Origin of the sequence: Rubrivivax sp. JA1026 (assembly GCF_011065555.1) — a bacterium.
Classification (GTDB): Bacteria; Pseudomonadota; Gammaproteobacteria; order Burkholderiales; family Burkholderiaceae_C; genus Rubrivivax; species Rubrivivax benzoatilyticus.
In genome coordinates this window covers 504054-520458 of sequence record NZ_JAALCQ010000002.1, presented here as the reverse complement: position 1 = coordinate 520458, position 16405 = coordinate 504054, and the positions used below count along the sequence as shown (strand labels likewise).

At 70.5% G+C, this 16405-nt stretch carries 14 protein-coding genes; 3 read left to right on the top strand and 11 right to left on the bottom strand.

Translation table 11 applies throughout. From position 1 onward, the window contains the following. The first annotated feature begins 59 nt into the window (after nt 1–59). Nucleotides 60–1031, top strand: a complete 972-nt coding sequence (locus G5B56_RS06030; RefSeq protein WP_164962628.1) for a glycosyltransferase family 2 protein — start codon at nt 60–62, stop codon at nt 1029–1031. A gap of 64 nt (nt 1032–1095) precedes the next feature. On the opposite strand, the gene G5B56_RS06025 is transcribed toward G5B56_RS06030, so the two are convergent. The 7 genes from G5B56_RS06025 to G5B56_RS05995 all read right to left on the bottom strand — a co-directional run bounded on the left by G5B56_RS06025 (nt 1096) and on the right by G5B56_RS05995 (nt 9528). Further along, on the bottom strand, nt 1096–2052 hold the full coding sequence (locus G5B56_RS06025; protein ID WP_164962627.1) for a polysaccharide pyruvyl transferase family protein: 957 nt from the start codon (nt 2050–2052) through the stop codon (nt 1096–1098). 114 nt (nt 2053–2166) lie between these two features. After that, nucleotides 2167–3183 (bottom strand): acyltransferase, encoded by a 1017-nt coding sequence (locus tag G5B56_RS06020; RefSeq protein ID WP_164962626.1) that lies wholly within the window; start codon nt 3181–3183, stop codon nt 2167–2169. Nucleotides 3184–3259: 76 nt separating this feature from the next. Continuing rightward, nucleotides 3260–3970 carry an FkbM family methyltransferase gene (locus tag G5B56_RS06015; protein ID WP_237704855.1) on the bottom strand — a complete coding sequence of 237 codons (711 nt, stop codon included), beginning with the start codon at nt 3968–3970 and terminating at the stop codon, nt 3260–3262. A 33-nt stretch (nt 3971–4003) separates the two neighbouring features. After that, complete coding sequence (locus G5B56_RS06010) at nt 4004–5011, bottom strand: glycosyltransferase family 2 protein (protein WP_050801740.1); 1008 nt, start codon at nt 5009–5011, stop codon at nt 4004–4006. A gap of 95 nt (nt 5012–5106) precedes the next feature. Beyond that, entirely contained in the window at nt 5107–7095 is a 1989-nt protein-coding gene (locus G5B56_RS06005) for a CDP-glycerol glycerophosphotransferase family protein (RefSeq protein ID WP_164962625.1), read from the bottom strand. A gap of 7 nt (nt 7096–7102) precedes the next feature. Further along, nucleotides 7103–8590, bottom strand: coding sequence for a lipopolysaccharide biosynthesis protein (locus G5B56_RS06000; RefSeq protein ID WP_164962624.1), 1488 nt, complete (start codon nt 8588–8590; stop codon nt 7103–7105). A gap of 2 nt (nt 8591–8592) precedes the next feature. Further along, entirely contained in the window at nt 8593–9528 is a 936-nt protein-coding gene (locus G5B56_RS05995) for a glycosyltransferase (RefSeq protein WP_009856367.1), read from the bottom strand. Nucleotides 9529–9742: 214 nt separating this feature from the next. On the opposite strand from G5B56_RS05995, the gene G5B56_RS05990 reads away from it, so the two are divergent. Further along, complete coding sequence (locus G5B56_RS05990) at nt 9743–10927, top strand: glycosyltransferase family 4 protein (protein ID WP_164962623.1); 1185 nt, start codon at nt 9743–9745, stop codon at nt 10925–10927. Between the two features lie 244 nt (nt 10928–11171). Continuing rightward, nucleotides 11172–12068, top strand: coding sequence for a hypothetical protein (locus G5B56_RS05985; RefSeq protein ID WP_164962622.1), 897 nt, complete (start codon nt 11172–11174; stop codon nt 12066–12068). 19 nt (nt 12069–12087) lie between these two features. Here the strand turns inward: G5B56_RS05985 and G5B56_RS05980 are convergent, their stop codons facing one another. From G5B56_RS05980 to G5B56_RS05965, 4 genes are read right to left on the bottom strand one after another with little or no spacing between them, the layout of a single operon-like run. Further along, nucleotides 12088–12705, bottom strand: coding sequence for a bifunctional 2-polyprenyl-6-hydroxyphenol methylase/3-demethylubiquinol 3-O-methyltransferase UbiG (locus G5B56_RS05980; protein ID WP_009856370.1), 618 nt, complete (start codon nt 12703–12705; stop codon nt 12088–12090). A 33-nt stretch (nt 12706–12738) separates the two neighbouring features. Beyond that, nucleotides 12739–13695: a polysaccharide deacetylase family protein gene (locus tag G5B56_RS05975; RefSeq protein WP_164962621.1), complete on the bottom strand. Its 957-nt coding sequence runs from the start codon at nt 13693–13695 to the stop codon at nt 12739–12741. Beyond that, nucleotides 13692–15023, bottom strand: a complete 1332-nt coding sequence (locus G5B56_RS05970; RefSeq protein WP_164962620.1) for a putative O-glycosylation ligase, exosortase A system-associated — start codon at nt 15021–15023, stop codon at nt 13692–13694. Before G5B56_RS05970 ends, G5B56_RS05975 begins: the two co-directional genes overlap by 4 nt. Then, nucleotides 15016–16401 (bottom strand): phenylacetate--CoA ligase family protein, encoded by a 1386-nt coding sequence (locus tag G5B56_RS05965; protein WP_164962619.1) that lies wholly within the window; start codon nt 16399–16401, stop codon nt 15016–15018. Before G5B56_RS05965 ends, G5B56_RS05970 begins: the two co-directional genes overlap by 8 nt. Nucleotides 16402–16405: the final 4 nt, after the last annotated feature.

The window sequence follows — 16405 nt, the reverse complement described above, 5'->3', positions numbered from 1 at the left end:
AACACCAGACGGCCCGAACGCGGCGCGCCAACAATTGTGACGAGAAGCAACCGCTCGTCATGCCGCCCACGCCCTTCATCACGGTGGTGATCCCGTTCTTCCAGCGCGAGCCGGGCATCCTCGCCCGCACGCTGCGTTCGGTAGCCACCGTCGGATACCCGCTCGACCGGCTCCAGGTGCTTGTCGTCGACGACGAGTCGCCTTGGCCGGCGTGCGACGAATTCGCCACCTCGCCGCCGCCTCCCGGGATGGTCGTGCGTGTCATCCGCCAGGCCAACGGCGGGCCCGGGGCGGCGCGCAACACGGGCCTGGCCCACCTGCCCGCAGGCACCGAACTCGTGGCCTTCATCGACTCGGACGACGAGTGGATGCCGGGCCATCTCGACCGGGCGGTGAACGGCCTGTCGGCCGGCTTCAACGCCTACTTCGCCAACCTCCACCATCCGGGCGAGGCGCAGGACGAGTTCGCCAAGTCGGGACGCATCGACCCGAGCCGGCACCCGGCCATCGGCTCCGCGCCGGGGCTGCACGCGTACCAGGGCGACATCGTCCACCAGATCACCACCGCCAACGTCATCTACATGACGACGCTGGTCATCGTGGCCGCCGAGCTGGGATCGGTGCGCTTCCAGGAGTCCTTCCGCCGCGGCGGCGAGGACTACCTCTACTGGCTGGACCTCGACGCCGCCGGCGCCCGCTTCGCCTTCTCCAGCCTGCCCGGCGCGCGGCGCGGCATCGGCGTCAACCTCTGGGACAGCAACGGCTGGGGAAGCGACGGCCTGGCCCGGCGAATCCACGACGAGGCGCGATACCGCCAGCTGGCCCTGCAGCGCTACGCGCGCAGCGATCAGACGCGCACGGCGCTTCGGCAGGAGATCCGCCGGCTGCGGTCACTGATGGTGCACGACGCGCTTCATCGCTTGCGACGTGGCAAGGCGCTGGAATGGAGCGTGATCTGGCGAATGCTGCGCGACACCGGCCCGAGCTCAGGCCAGGCGTCCGGCCTGCCCGCGATCAGGCCCCAGACCTGACGCACGCGGGCCCACGCGCCCGCCACGGAGGGCAGCTCGCACGGGCGGCCCCCCCCGAACGGCGTCAGGAGGGCCAGACAGGCGCCAGCGACAGGCTGCCTTGGCTGGCCTGCGTCGAAGCCGCTCTGCCGCGTGCCCAGGCCTCGAGCAGCGCCGCATAACGCTGCACATGCGTCTCCAGCAATCGTTCGTCGCTGAGCATCGGCCTGCGCTGCGCGGCGGCCCGAAGCTCGGCTGCGGCCCGTGCCTGGTCACGCACGCCCGAACTGCGGGCCGGCGGCGGCGCCCAGTGCTCGTGCCACAAGCCTGCCGTGCGCAGGCCACGCTTGACTGCCGCCTTGAACCGCCCACCGCGCGGCAGGGCGCGCGACGCGTCGAACAGGGGCGTCACGTGCTTCGGCGCGTAGTCCATGCGCAGGCTGGACAGCCAGTCCTGCCACTTGAACTCCAGCACGATCGGCGAGCAGGTCACCGGCACCCAGGGCACGCGGTACAGGTCGGCGACGATCGCGCCGTGCATCGTCTCGGTGAGCAGGATGTCGCAGCGGCGGATCTCGTCGAGGACGCGCTCCACGGGCCAGTGGCAGCTGATGAGATGCACGCCCGCCTCGCCGCACACCGGGGCCCAGTCGAAGTCGCGCAGCGCGCGCCCGGTCAGCATCAGCCCCACGGGCACACGCTTCAATGAAGTCGGCGGCAAGGGCACGAGGCGCAGCAGGACGGCGGCATCGGTGATCACCTTGTCGGCCGGCAGGCCCAGGCGGTCTGCACTCAGGAACCCGCGCACGGCGTGAAACTGCAGCCGGCCGTCGTAGGCCGGCAGCCCGCCATAGCCGACGCCACTGCCGAACACGTGCTTGACCGGCCCGACCGGCAGGCGGTGGTTGAGCAAGGTGCCGATGCCCACCAGCAGTTCCCGGCCGTCGTCATCCAGCAAACCAGGCAGCAGCCGGGGCCACAGCCAGGGGTTCAGGTCGTCGCCGAAGTTGCCTTCGGGGTCATGGAAGTAATGCAGCTTCATGCGCGCTCCGGCCGTCGGCTCCGACCCACGCGTCGAAAGCGCGGTCGAACCGTCCGGAGGCTAGGCCGGCCATGTGGCAGGCGCGTGAAAGCGAGGCGAACCCCGACGCCGACGTCAGCGCGCGCGATCGCTTCGCCAACGGCGATTCAGCCAGTCGCGTGCCGGCTTCTCCACGAGGTAGAACGACAGAAGCGCAACACAGCACGCTGCGCCCAGGCCTGCCAGGGCCCCGCCGGGCAGCGTCGACTTCAGCTGGAAGAACGGCTGTTGCCAGAGGTAGAGCGAAAACGACCACAGGCCCAACCGGCGCAGCAACCTGGCCGAGAGCAGGCGTTGGAACCATGCACCGGACTCGCCGAGGTGGTTCACGCTGAATGCCAACAGCAGAGGCAGCAAAGCCTGCGACCACCAAGGCCCGCGTTGAGCCAGCACGAAGGCCGTGAGAAGCGTGACGACCGGCAGCCAGGGCGGCACATGGCGCTGCAGCCCGTCGCAGCTGAGCCGATAGCCGGCGGAGACGAACAGCGCAGCCCCTGCGACCTCGGTGCCCAGCGCGCCCCACCGGGGAGCGGCAGCCCCGATGCGGACATAGACGAAGCCGGTGGCGATGCAGCCGAAGCCGATGGCCAGCAGCCACAACCCCTCGCGGCCCCGCAACAGGGGGACGAGCGCGAGAAGGCTCATCAGCAGATAGCAGTGCTCCTCGACGTTCAGCGACCAGAGGTGGCCGATCGGCATCCCGGTTCCCCAGATGCCCGATGCGGGGTAGTAGGTGCGCAGGAAGAACAGCGTCGACCAGAACTCGGCCGCCGTGAAGCGCTGCCCCCAGGTCCACGAGGCGGCAAACACAGCGGCGACGAACAGCACGAAGGCGGGCAGGATGCGACTGGCGCGGCGGCGGTAGAACACCGGCAGAGGCTGGCGCTTCACGAAGAGAATGTTCGCCATCAGCCGGCCCGACAGCACGAAGAACATCGACACGCCGAAGCTGCCGCCGTCCAGGCCCGGCAACCAGAGGAAGTGGCCCTGCAGCACCCCCAGGATCGACAGCCCGCGCCAGCCGTCCAGGTAGTCGACATGGTCCGCCCCGCCCGGGGCCGGAGCCAGGAGCTGCTCGTCAGGCCGGCCCATGACGGCGGCTCAGAGGCAGGCCTTCACCGCCGGCTGCCGCTGACGAGACGTGGCTCGCGCGGCGCCGTGCCGCCCATCAGTCCTCCCGGCGCACGAGCAGGCAGTCGAACTCGATGGCCGCCATGTCCGCCGAGCGACTGACCGCGAAGAATCCGGCGGGACTGAACCCGAGGCCCTCCAGCTCCGCCAGGACGTCGCGGTAACGCGGCATGCCCTTGTAGATGGGTTGGACGCAGACCTCGGTCTGGATGACCTTTACGCGAGGCAGGATGCCCGAGGCGCCGCGGATGACCTCCAGGTCGAACCCCTGCGTATCGGCCTTGAGAAACAGGCGGTCGGACGCCGGGAGTTCGATCGCGTCCAGTCGCTTGACCGGCACGGCAACGGTTTGCCGCACACGGTTCAGATCGGCGAACTGGGGTTGCCCGGTGTTGTCGGGCTGGAGAAAGGAGCTGAACTCACCTCGGTGCATGACGTTGAGCGCCAGTTCCGCATCAGCGCTGCCGAGCGCCAGGTGGTGCACCTTCCAACGCGGATCAGCGGCGGCGCGAGCGTTCAAGCGCTCGGCCAGGTCGGGCTGCGGCTCGAAGGACACGACTTCGCCTTCATAGCCGGCCTCCAGCCGGAGGAAGTCGTGGTACTGGCCGGCATTGGCGCCAACGTCGAGAACGAGGTCGACCTGATGGTGACGCAACAGTTGGCCGGTCAGCGTCGCCTGAGCCATGCCTGGCTGACGCCAGGCCGGGACGACGGCATAGCCCAGGTGCGCGGCGATGTTGTTCAGCACTTCCTTCAAGTCGAGCTCCTGGTGACGAAACGATCACGTCGAACGCGGCTGAACCCGAGCTGAACGCGGCGGAATCCAGGACTTGAGGATCGCGAGGGGGGCATCGACACCCACCCGCCAGCCCAGCGACGCACGATACGCACTACGCGCCGCTGCGGCGTCACCGCGCATGCGTGCCTGCCACCCCAGGAACAGGTAGTGTTCGGCGATCCGCTGCCGATATCGACGGGCCCAGGCACTCGGCATCGCGGCCTGCAGGCGCTGGTAGTTGCGGATGTGGGCGACCAGCCGGCCCTGGGTCAGCTTCGGCACGTCATGGGACAAGCCATCGGGATGCTGTCGATAGGCATGCAGCGCTGTCGTGATGAAGCCCGTCTCGTGGCGCTCCATCACGCGCCACCACAGATCGTTGTCCTCGCAGTTTCGAAGGTCCGTCGGGAAGAGCTGCCCGAGCGACTCGAGCGCGGATCGACGCAGCATCACGCCGCTCGTCTGGATGCCGGTGTAGACGCAGGCGGTGAAATAGAGGAACTCCGGTCTCGCGACAAAGAATCCCGGCTCGCGTTCGGCGACGTAGGGACGAGCCTTGTCGACAAAGGACAGAGACTCGAAGTAACTGCCGATCGGATGGCCGTCTGCCTGAACCAGCTCGCTATCGCCGAACAGCAGGCCCAGCGACGGCCAGCGATGCATCAGGGCCAACTGGTGTTCGAGCTTTTCGACCCGCCACCAGTCGTCCGGATCCAGCAATGCGACGAATTCTCCGGATGACGCCTCGATGGCCCTGTTGCGAGGTCCGCTCGGGCCTCCGGAGTTCTCCTGGCGCAGCAGATGCAGCCGCGAGTCCTGCTGGCACCAGTGCGCGCAGCGCATGGCCGTGTCGTCGGTCGAGCCGTCGTCGACGATGAAGGCTTCCCAGTCGGTGAAGGTCTGGGCGACCAGCGAGCCGAGGGCCTGGTCGATGAACGCGGCACAGTTGAAGGCGGGGATGACGACCGAAACCGATGGCTTCATGGAGGCGCTGTCGGCGGCTCGTTCCATACCGCCCGCCGTCATCCTCGGTGTCGAATATCGGAATCACAACGGCCTCCCCCAAGAATGCAAGGCGGCGCGATCCCCGAGGAGGGAATGGAGGATCAGCGCTTGTGGCCCGCCAATTCGGACCCCTGGCCCGCAGCTGCCGCTCTCGGCTGGTCGAGGCTCAGCATGGCGGCATAGACCCTTGCACAAGACTCGTCGTCACGATCGGGCATCGCACGCTCCATGCGCGCCAGAAACTCCGGAGCAACACGGCAGCCATCGTCGAAGAAGGCCTCCAACTGCACCAGCAGTTGGTCCTCGTTCAACGCCACCGGGCCGAACCCGTCGCGCTCGTAGTCGAAGTACCCTGGCCGCCAGTTGTGTCCGCCGCCGTAATACGACTGCTGATCGAACTGGTAATAAAAAACCGGCCGGCGCAAGAAGGCCATCGTGAACGCGACCGAGGTGTAGTCGGTCATGAAGGCTGCGGCACGCGCGAAGACACGCTGTATCGAGGTGTCGCCCGCCGTGACCAGCTGGACGTCCGGCGGCAAGCCGAAGGCCTCGATGTACGGCACGGCGTTCGGATGCGGCATGAAGGCGAGCTTCAGGCCCGCCTCGGCCGCCCGCGCATGCAGGCGCGGACTGCCGAGCACGGCACGCCAGCGCGTGGCGTACTCCGAGGCGGCGAACGCCGTGACCCGCTCCTGAGGCGTGCAGGCCTGGGCACGATCGTCCACCAGACTGCCTCGCCAGGTCGGCATGACGAGCAGGATGTTGGCTTCGTCGGCGGGGGTCTCGTCCGCGTAACGCAGAAGCCGGTCGTGTCGCGGCAGGCCGGTGCGGCGGACCTCACGGTCGGTGTACGGGTACGCCGTGTCGTCGCCGACGATCGACTCGTGCTCGGCAGGGCTCGAACTGACGAAGCAGTCGAACTCGCGCGGGCCCAGCCAGTGGGACAGGTCGTCCTTGATGACCCCGTGCTGCAGGAAGGTGTAGCGCCACTGCATCGCATCACCGAAGAGACGGCGGTCGAAGCCGCCGAAGACCCACTCGGCATGAGACGACACGATGTGCTCCGCGTTGAGGACCAACAGCTTGCGGCGCCAGCCGGGCGGCATCAGCCGGAAGCCCTCGGCCTGCAGACGGGGCCAGTCGGCCGACTGCGGGCTCAGCATGAACCACGCATTGACCTCGGGATGCTGCTGGCGCACCCAGCGATAGAGGTGTTCGGCGCTGTCGTCGGCGTTTTCTTCACGGTCGATGAAGACCCAGGAGCGGCCGTATCGCCAACGTACGGGCGCCGAACGGGCCAGTGCCTTCAACAGCCTCACCTTCCAGCCTCTCCAGCCGGCAGGCAGCGGCTCCTGCCCTCCCTTGCCAGGCGGGAAGCCGGCACGTATCCGGGCCGGCAAACCGCTTCCGTCCCCGGCCTCTGCGGGCGCCGCAGGACGAGCGGAAAACGGCTGGGGCCCGAGTGCCAGCGCAACCAGTCGCCCGTCGACCTCCAGTTGGAGCGAGCGCGCCTCGGCGATGTCCACCCAGGCGATGCGTTGGCGCAGCAGGCGGCGGCGGAAGTAGTTGCAGGCCCGCCGCTTGGCGAACGCGGGCGACACCTCGCGACCATCGACGAGCAAGCGCTCCGCAGGCGGCTCCCCGTGGATCCAGTAGCTGACGCGGGCCAGGCCCTGGCGATGATCGTAGGCGTCGACGGCCGCGCCACAGACCAGGCTCGGGTCGCGGTAGGCCAGCAGCACGTGCCGGATCTCGGTCGTCGCACCGGGGAACGACGCCACGGCGTCGACCTCGATGTGAGCCATCAGCGTCCGCACGCGCTCATGGAAGACGGCGGCCATGGCTTCGTCGACGACCACCGTCGGCGCCCGTTCGCGCCCGTCGACGCTGAAGTACCAATGAAGACGTTGCAGCACCGCGCACTGCAACGCCAACGGCACGTCGCCTCGCCGGGCAGCGGCAGCCAGCGGCGGCAGCAGCACGTCGCGGAGCACGGCGTCGTAGCTCGCCGGATCGCGCCAGAACGCAGCGGGCGGCTCCGCGGCCGGAAAGCCGGGAAAGACGGCGTCGAAAGGGTCGGAATCGCTCATCTCGGTTTCATGCGCGGCTGCGCAGAAGTGCGAAGGCCTGGCGGAAGTCCTGCAGGAACTGGCGGGCCAGCAGATGCAGCGCGACGAGGTAGACGACGGCCCCGGCCCCCACGTGCAAGGCCAGGGCGAGCGCCGGCGGCGCCGTCCATGTCGCACGCAAGGCCGAAGTCGCGAGCCACATCAGCGCCGCGGCCGCCACAGGAGGCCCCAGCACCTGCAGCAGGTGGCGCGAGCCCAGGCCGATCAGGCCGAAGGCCGTGCGCGCTGGAAGGAGGACGTACAGCGACGTCAGCGCAACACTCGCAGCGACGACCTCGATGCCGAACGGCATCGCCGCGAGCACGCCGGCGATCGTCAGCACCGTGCCGGCGGCGTTGTAGCGGAACGCCAGGCCGACGCGGTCGTTGGCGTTGAACAGCGGCGACGCGATCGCGGTGCCGGCGCGCAGGGCCGCGCTCAGGCCGAACATCGCCATCACCGGGATCATCGCGCGCCACTGCTCGCCGTAGAGCACCAGCACCAGCTCCTGCGCGTTGGCCGACACGCCGAAGCCGATCGGCACCACCACCGCGGCCAGCAGCCGGCCGGCGCGCAGCACGAGCTGGCGGAAGCGCTCCGGATCGGCCTGCAGCGCCGAGAAGGCCGGAAACAGCACCTGCTGGATCGGCATCGCGATGCGGCCGCGGATCTCGTCGGTCAGCGAGCGTGCGTTCTGGTAGTACCCCAGCGGTGCGGCACCCAGCTGCCGGCCGATCAGCAGCAGGTCGAGGTTCATGTTGACGTAGTACAGCGCCGTGTTGCCGAAGTAACCCGCGCTGGTGCGCCACGTGCGCGCGATGAAGGCCCCGTGGTAGCGCCAGCGCGGCAGGTAGGGGGCGCAGGCGAAGTACAGCGCCGTGTTGGCCACCGTGCCGACGAGCGCGCCGATCACCAGGCTCCACATGCCCAGCCCGGCGAACGCGCAGGCGACCGCCGCCACGGTGCGGATCACCACCGTCAGCATGTTGATCCAGAAGTTGGCCTTGAAGCGCATCAGCCGCGCCAGCACGACGGACGGCACGGTGGTCGCGCTGCCGATGACGAAGTTCAGCGCCATCACGCGCAGCAGCGGCCCGACGGTGGGATCGTCGAACAGCAGGCCGGCGCCGAAGGACGCGGCGAAGACGAACAGCCCCAGCACCGTGCCGATGGCCATCGAGGCCCAGAACACGGTGTCGAGCTGCAGCCGGTTGATGAAGCGGCGCTGGATCAGGACGTTGGCGAAGCCGAACGCGCCCAGCAGGCCGGCGAACTCGGTGACCACGGTGGCCATCGCCACGTAGCCGAAGTCCGCAGGCGACAGCAGCCGCGCGAGGATGGCCGTGGAGCCGAGCGTCAGCAGCGTGCGCAGGCCGATGCCGAGGAACTGGTAGCCGGCACCGCCGACGACGCGCCGGCCGAGGTCGTCGCTGCGCAGTGCGAACGACCGGCGCAGCAGGCTGTCGCGTCGTGCCATCGTCAGCCGCCGGACACCGAGCGCAGCAGCGACTTGGCGAGCACGGTCCAGCCCAGCAGCTGCCGGGGGTCGGTGCGCACCGCGCGCAGCGCGGCGCGGCGTGCGGTGGAGGCGTCACCGGCAACGAGGTGGGCGCCGGCGAAGTCGCTCCAGCTGCGGGCCAGCCCGCGGTCGACGTCGGCGCGGCGCGCCTGGCGCCCGTCGGGCCCGGCATAACCCCAGCGGCGCAGCGCGCGGCCCACGATCTCGCCCTTGTCGTTGGCCTTGGGCACGCGCTTGGTCACGTTGCCGGGGTGCAGCCGGTACAGCGCGTAGGGGCGGTCCACGCGCAGGATCGGCGTCACGCGCGAGGCACGAAGCCAGAGGTCGTAGTCCTCGCCGATGTGCAGCGTGGTGTCGAACCCCCCCAGCGCCTGCAGCAGCGCGCGGCGGGCCATCGTCGCGGAGGTCCAGACGTGGCAGTCGAGCAGCAGCTCGGGATAGATCCAGCCGCTGGGCCCGGGGTCGGCGTCGGCCAGCCCGTCGCCGCCGGCGCGCTCGGCCAGCCAGGCCGGGGCGGGCTCCGGCTCGTCGCTGGTCCAGTTCAGCCAGGCGGTGTAGACCATCTGCGCGTCGGGCTGCGCGCGCAGCCGCTCGAACTGCGCCTGCAGCTTGCCGGGCAGCCAGAGGTCGTCGGCGTCGATGAAGGCCACCCAGTCATGGCGCGCCTCCTCGATGCCGCGGTTGCGCGCGGCGGACACGCCCTGGTTGGCCTGGCGCACCAGACGCACCTGCGGGAACTCGCGTTCGACGAGTTCGGCCGAGCCGTCGGTCGAACCGTCATCGACGACGACGACGTCCAGCGTCACGCCGTGCTGCGCGAAGACGCTGCGCAGCGTGGCCGGCAGATGGCGGCGGGCGTTGTAGCAGGGGATGACGACGGAAACGCTGGGCAGCAAGGTCTGGCTCGGCGCAGGGCATGCACGAGCGGCGCGCGGGCCCGTGGCTGGTGACGATTGTTGCATCGGGGCGGCATCCGCCGCCCCCGCGTTCGGGGCGGTTGCGGACGCCTCCCGCATCCGGGCGTGAGCAGGTTCACGCCGCACTGGCGGCGATCAGAATCCGGGGCCCCGCCTGGCGCTAGGCTGCACCGTCCGAACCCCGACCCCGCGCATGAAGATCGCCCTGCTCTGCTCCGGCCTCGGCCACGTCGTCCGCGGCCACGAGGTCTTCGCCCGCGGCCTGTTCGAGCTGCTCGCCGACGAGCTGGACATCACGCTGTTCAAGGGTGCCGGCCCGGAGCTGCCGCGCGAGCGCTCGATCCCCTGCGTGCTGCGCACCGCCGCCGAGCTGGACCACATCCGCCCCTGCGTCGCGCCGAAGTGGGCCGACGCGGTGCGCGAGCAGGAGCGCACCCGCATCGAGCACGAGACCTTCGCCTGGGCCTGCATGGGCCCGCTGCTGGCCGGCGACTACGACGTCGTGCACTGCCTGGAGCAGGAGGTCTGCAACATCCTGTTCGACAACCGCCACGTGTTCCGGCGCACGCCGAAGATCGTCTTCTCCAACGGCGGCGCGATCCCCGCGGCCCGGCTGCCGCGCTGCGACTTCGTCCAGGAGCACACCGAGCGCAACCTGGCGCAGAGCGCCCGCGACAAGGCCTTCATGATCCCGCACGGCGTCGACGCCCGGCGCTTCCGCCCGGGGCTGGACAGCGACTTCCGCCAGCGCCACGGCATCGGGGCCGACGAGTTCGTGCTGATCAGCGTCGGCACCGTCTGCGTGAACCACAAGCGCATGGACCACGTGATCCGCGAGGTGGCGCCGCTGCCGGGCGTGCGCCTGGTCATCGTCGGCCAGGAGAACGGCGAGACGCCGGCGATCGTGGCTCTGGGGCGCGAACTGCTGGGCGAGCGCGTGGTCTTCACCAAGCTGCCGCACGCCGAGCTGCCGCAGGCCTATGCCGCCGCCGACGCCTTCGTGCTCGGCTCGCGGCACGAGACCTTCGGCATCGTCTACATCGAGGCCATGGCGATGGGGCTGCCGGTGTTCTGCACCGACCATCCGAACCAGAAGGACATCGTCAAGGAGGCGGTGTTCGTCGACATGAACCAGCCGGGCGCGCTGACCGCCGCGCTGCGCGACACGCCGCGCGAGCGGCTGGCCGAGCTGGGCCGGCGCGGGCGCGAGATCGTCGAGCAGCACTACGACCTGGAACTGCTCAAGCGCCACTACCTGGCGCATTACGCGCGCATCGCGGCGGCGCCCGACAGCCTGCCGGCCTACACCCTGGGCACGCGCCTGCGCGCGAACCTCCGCAACGCGGTGCGGCGCACGACGGGCCTGATTCAGGGCTGACCCTCTCCCACGACCGAAGGGCCGTCCACCCACCGGACGGCCCGCGAATTGCGTCATCGTCCGGCGTCCCGGCAGTGCCCGGGGCCTCGCCGCAGGCCACTGGCGGCACGCGGCGCGTCACCACCGGGGGGACGAGTTGGGCGCGACGGCAACTGAGTCAGAGAAGCGGGGAGCGTCCCGCGCCGACATCCCGGGCGACGGATGGGCCGCGGCGCTGTTCGCCAGCCGCGAGGACTGCGCCGCCGTGCTGCGGGCGCTGGAAGCGCTGGCCGCCGCCGCGCGCCGCGGCACCGTGGCGGACGTGCTGGTCAACGGCAACGCCGAGCTGGCCGCCGCCGTCTCGGCGGCCCTGGCCGCAGCCCCTGCGGGCAGCAGCCCGCTGCAGCTGCGGGTCTGGTCCCTGGCGCTCGGCGACAAGGCTCACTGCTGGAACGAGTACGTGCACCGGCTCTGGCCCGGGACGGGGACGACCTTCTTCATCGACGGCTACGTGCGTGTGCGGCCCGACGCCCTGCAGGCACTCGAAGCGGCGCTGGCCGCCGAACCGCAAGCGCTGGCCGCGGCCGGGCTGCCCAGCACGGGCCGAGGCGCCGCCGCGCTGCGTGCAGCGATGGAACGCGAAGGCGGGCTGCACGGCAACCTGCACGCGCTGCGCGCCGACACCCTGCACGCGCTGCGGCACATGGGTCTGCGCCTGCCGCTGGGCGTCTACCGCACCGACGGCATCGTCGGTGCGGTGCTGTCCTTCGGACTGGATCCCGCCCGGCACGACTGGGAACCACGTCGCCACATCGCGCTGGCCCGCGACGCCAGCTGGGACACCGAACCCCAACGCTGGTGGCGCTGGCAGGATCTTCGTACCCAGTGGCGGCGCCTGGACCGCCAGGCCCAGGGCGTGCTGGAGAACCGCGCCGTCTCCGACTGGCTGGCCAGGCACAGGCGGCCGGCGCAGGCGTTGCCGGCGACGGTGGAGCGTCTGGTGTCGCTCTGGGCGGCGGAGGACCCTCGGGCGCTGGCCGCGGCCCTCGCGCAGGACGGGCGCCGGCGTCGTGCCTGGGAGCGGCTGCAGAGCCCGCGGGACTGGTCGGCGGCACGGCAGCCGCCCGCCCTGCTGTTCGACGGCACCAAGGTCGCCGGCTGAGCGCCCCCGCCCCGGGGCTTCAGCCGGCCTTGCGCGCCAGCGCCCAGACCACCACCGGGAAGTCGGGCTCGTTGCGCAGCGAGCCGAACCAGCCGCGCCGCGCCCACTTCGTGAAGTTGGCCTTCACGCAGGCCCGGTTGCCCCAGGAACCGGTGACGATGCCGTCCTCCGGGAAGCCGCATTCCGCGAGGAAGTGGCGCATGCCGGTCTCGGTCCAGCGCGTGCAGTCGTGCGGGATGGCGTGCACGCGGATCAGGAACGGCGTCGTGACGAGGAAGTGGCCGCCGGGCTTGAGCATCGCGTGCACGTTGCGCGTGGCGCGGTACGGCCACAGCAGGTGCTCCCACACCTGGTCGGCGATGACGACGTCGAACTGCCGGTCCATCACGTCCTTGCAGATGTCGAAGGCCGGGTAGTTGGCCTCGGTGTAGCTGCGAAAGCCGAGGGTCTGGAAGAACTTGCCGGCGGAGATCTCCAGCGCGTCCAGGTCCGCCGGCCGCAGCGCCCGCAGCAGCTCGGCGCAGCGCTCGTACATCACCGGACGGGTCCAGTGCCGGTGGTCGTAGCCCAGCGCGTCCAGGCCGGACTTGATGCGCGCCTCGTTGCGCTGGAGGAATCGATGGACCCGATCGTTCATAACCCTCCCCTGGTCGAGCCGGCGACGAGCGGATCAGCTCGCCTGCCGAAGATTGCCGAGCATTCGCAGGCCGAAGCGCCAACGCGTGCGATCCCACGGCGTGAAGCGCGGCAGGCGGTGGTGATCGGCGCCGGCGCCCGCGGCACCCCATCCGGTGGTGACGGCGGCCTCGAAGCCGAGTTCACGCGCCATCGCGACATGCTCGTCGCCGAAGTCCTCGCCCGGCTTGCCGTTCGGGTAGGCGAACAGCCGCACCGGCGCGTCGACCAGGGCCTCGAGCGCGGCCTTGCCGTCGGCGATCTCGGCCCGTGCCGCAGGGCTGTCCAGGCGTGCCAGGATCGGGTGGCCGACGGTGTGCCCGCCGATGCGCATGCCGGCGGCGTGCAGCGCGCGGACCTGGGCGCCGGTCATCATCAGGTCGCGCGGGAGCTCGACCCCCGCGCTGCGGGCGACGCTGTCGACGGCCCGCGCCCGCTGCGGCTGCGGCAGGTACTTCAGCGCGCCGATCAGCGTGTCCACGGCCGCACGGCGCTGCTCGGTCGTGACGGTGGACAGGCGCCCCAGCGCGAGCCCGGTGGCCGCACCGGCATCGAGGCTGTCCTCGCGGGTGCGGCGCAGCGCCTCGATCAGCACGTCGTTCCACATGATCCCGCCGTCCAGGAAGCCGGTGGCGACGAAGAAGGTGGCGTTCAGGCCGTGGCGGCGCAGGATCGGCAGCGCGACGTCGTGGTTGTCGGCGTAGCCGTCGTCGAAGGTGATCGCCAGCGCGCGCGGCGGCAGCGTGCCCTCGCCCAGGCGCCGCACGGCCTCGTCGAGCGGCAGCACGTTGAACCAGCCGGCCAGCCAGCCGCACAGCGTGTCGAAACGCCCGGCGTGCATCTCCTCCGGGAACAGCGGGTCCGGCTGCGGCAGCACGCGGTGGAAGATGAGGATCGACAGCCGGGCGCGGGCGCCCGCCGGCGAGACGACCCCGAGCGCGGCACGGATCAAGCGGCCCCCTTGGCGGCCGGCACCCGGGGCGGCACGATGCCCAGCAGATGCTGCCAGCGCCGCGGGCTCTCGGGAACCGGTTCGGTCTCCCAGCTTCGCCGTCGCACCCAGACACGCGCCATCACGACCATGGCCATGACGTCGTAAGGCCAGTCGAAGTGCGCGAGGTTGAGGAACGCACCACCGACCGCGTAGCCGACGAGGGAGACCTGGCACATCGCGCCCAGGTCGGCCGCCCAGCGCGCCTGCGGGATGTCGCGGGCCTCCCAGCGCAGCTTGGCCGCCCAGCGCCAGGTCACGCCCCACAGCAGCAGGAACAGCCCCAGGCCGACGAAGCCGTGCTGGCCCAGCACCTGGAAGTAGATGCTGTGCGCCACCGGCGTGCCCACCTCAGGGTTCGGAGAAAAACGCTGGAACAGCTCGGGACGGGCCGCGTTGAAGCCCACGCCGAACGGGTAGTGGAAGGCGGCGTTCCACGCCGTCGCCCAGGCCGACAGCCGGCCCTGGGCCGACGCATCCTCGTTGTACTCGCCGATCGTCGCGATGCGATCCGACCACTCCTGCGGCATGAAGGCCAGCAGCACGGCCGCGACCACGGCGAGCACGACACCCGAGACGAAACGGTTGCGGCCGCGCCACCAGAGCACCAGCGTCATCGCGCAGATCGCCAGGAAGCCGCCGCGCGAGTGGCTGCCCAGCGCGGAGGCGGCCACCAGCACCATCCCGCCGGTCATCGCCAGCTTCAGCCAGGCGGCCTGCGTCTGCATCTGCAGGAAACGCATCAGCGGGATCGTCATCACCAGCGCCAGCGCGAAGTGGTTGTTGTCGTAGATGAAGCTGCCCGGCGGCCCCCAGACGCGGTAGTTGCCGCCGTTGGCGATGGTGAACAGACCGCCCTTGATGCCCAGCAGCGCCAGCGAGAAGGTCGCCACCCAGACGAAGGTCATGATCTGCACCCGGGTGCGCAACAGCATCAGCGTCACGAGCACCATCAGGTTGATCTTCATGACCTTGTCCCACTGGGCGTAGTCGTTGGCGCGGTCCATGCCCATCACCCAGGACAAGGTCATCCAGGCCATGAAGATCAGCAGGATCACCGGCGGCGCGCCCTTGAACGGCGACTCGCGGTCCTTGGGCGCCGCCAGCATGCCCACCAGCGTCGACACCGCCGCGATCGCCGCCAGCGGCGCGGTGACGGAGAAGCCGAAGGCGTAGCGGTGCGGGTTCATCAGGCTCAGCCAGGTCCACAGCAGCACGCCGATCCACGGCCGCCGCAGCGCCATCAGCGCCGCCGGGATCACGATCATCATGATCAGGATGTCACGCATGCGGCACGCTCTCCTGCGCCGGCGCCGCGGCCACGTGGCTGACCACGTAGCGGTACTTGCCCGACTTCTCCGGCGCGATGGCGTCGACGTAGTTCACGTCCACCTGCACGGCGGCGCCCAGGCGGCGCTTGAGCCCGGCCTGGATCTCGGCGGCGCGCGCCGGGCGGTCGAAGCCCGCGTCGGCGACGATCTGCACCTCGGTGCGCTGCAGGCTGTGCTGCACGATCTTGAAGCCGCGCACGCCGGGCAGGTCGCGCACGACGTAGACCAGCGCCAGGCCGTGCATCACGGTGCCGTCGGCGGCGACGATGAAGTCGGTGCTGCGGCCCTGGATCTCCTTCACCAGCGGCAGCGTGCGGCCGCAGGCGCAGCGCGCGCTGTCGAGCACGGCGACGTCGCCGGTGCGGTAGCGGATGAACGGGAAGTCCTTGGTCGCCAGGTGCGTGACGACGATCTCCCCCGACTGCCCCGGCGGCAGCACGCGGCCATCGGGCGCGACGATCTCGACGATCACGTCCTCGGCCGTCAGGTGCAGGCCGCCCGAGGGGCACTCGTGGGCGATGAAGCCGGCGTCGCGGCTGCCGTAGCCGTTGGCGACGCGGCAGCCGAACAGGCGCGAGATCGTCGCGCGCTGGTCGTCGTACAGGCGTTCGCTGGTGACGAAGGCGACCTCGATGCCGAGGTCGTCCATCCTCTGGCCGCGGCGCTCGGCGTGGCGCGCGATGTGGCTCAGTGCGCTGGGGTAGCCGAACAGCATCTTCGGCCGGCGCGCGCGGATCGCGGCGACGAAGCCGTCGAGCTTGGCCTCGCTCATCTCGAAAGCCGGCAGCAGCTCGGTGCGCAGCAGGCGGTCGCGCCAAGCGCGCACGCGGTCCTGGGCGCCGAGTTCGATCGGGCTGCCCCAGACGACGATCTCGGGGTCGCCGATGTCCACGTCCCACCAGCGTGTGGCGCGCCACTTGGCGGCGACGTCGTGGCTGACACGCTCGCGGCCGATGAAGAAGATCAGCGGCTCGCCGGAGCTGCCGCCGGTGTTGAAACGCGCCAGGCCTTCGGCCTGCTCGTGGCGCAGGCGCTCGCCCTGGGCGCGCACGACGGCCTTGCTCAGGAAGGGCAGGCGCTGCAGGTCGGCCACCGAGGTGACGGCCGCCGGGTCGAAACGGTGTTCAGCGAACAGCTCGCGGTAGTACGGCACGTGCTGGCCGGCCTGCGTCAGCAGCGCGCGCAGGCGCTCGACACGCAGCGCCTCCAGGCGCTCGGGTGGCCACCACTGGCTGGCCTCCAGAGCGCGGCGCACCGCGACGCTGTCGTGGCGCTTCAGGCGCTCGTGCAGCGGAAACAGGACGCCGGAGGTGAAACGCGTGTAGAGCCCGCTCATGGTG

Coding starts and splice junctions, on each gene's coding strand:
- G5B56_RS06005 (WP_164962625.1), bottom strand. CDS start 7,095: ATGAGCGATTCCGACCCTTTCGACGCCGTCTTTCCCGGCTTTCCGGCC.
- G5B56_RS05980 (WP_009856370.1), bottom strand. CDS start 12,705: ATGAACGATCGGGTCCATCGATTCCTCCAGCGCAACGAGGCGCGCATC.
- G5B56_RS05990 (WP_164962623.1), top strand. CDS start 9,743: ATGAAGATCGCCCTGCTCTGCTCCGGCCTCGGCCACGTCGTCCGCGGC.
- G5B56_RS06025 (WP_164962627.1), bottom strand. CDS start 2,052: ATGAAGCTGCATTACTTCCATGACCCCGAAGGCAACTTCGGCGACGAC.
- G5B56_RS06030 (WP_164962628.1), top strand. CDS start 60: ATGCCGCCCACGCCCTTCATCACGGTGGTGATCCCGTTCTTCCAGCGC.
- G5B56_RS06000 (WP_164962624.1), bottom strand. CDS start 8,590: ATGGCACGACGCGACAGCCTGCTGCGCCGGTCGTTCGCACTGCGCAGC.
- G5B56_RS05965 (WP_164962619.1), bottom strand. CDS start 16,401: ATGAGCGGGCTCTACACGCGTTTCACCTCCGGCGTCCTGTTTCCGCTG.
- G5B56_RS06020 (WP_164962626.1), bottom strand. CDS start 3,183: ATGGGCCGGCCTGACGAGCAGCTCCTGGCTCCGGCCCCGGGCGGGGCG.
- G5B56_RS06010 (WP_050801740.1), bottom strand. CDS start 5,011: ATGGAACGAGCCGCCGACAGCGCCTCCATGAAGCCATCGGTTTCGGTC.
- G5B56_RS05970 (WP_164962620.1), bottom strand. CDS start 15,023: ATGCGTGACATCCTGATCATGATGATCGTGATCCCGGCGGCGCTGATG.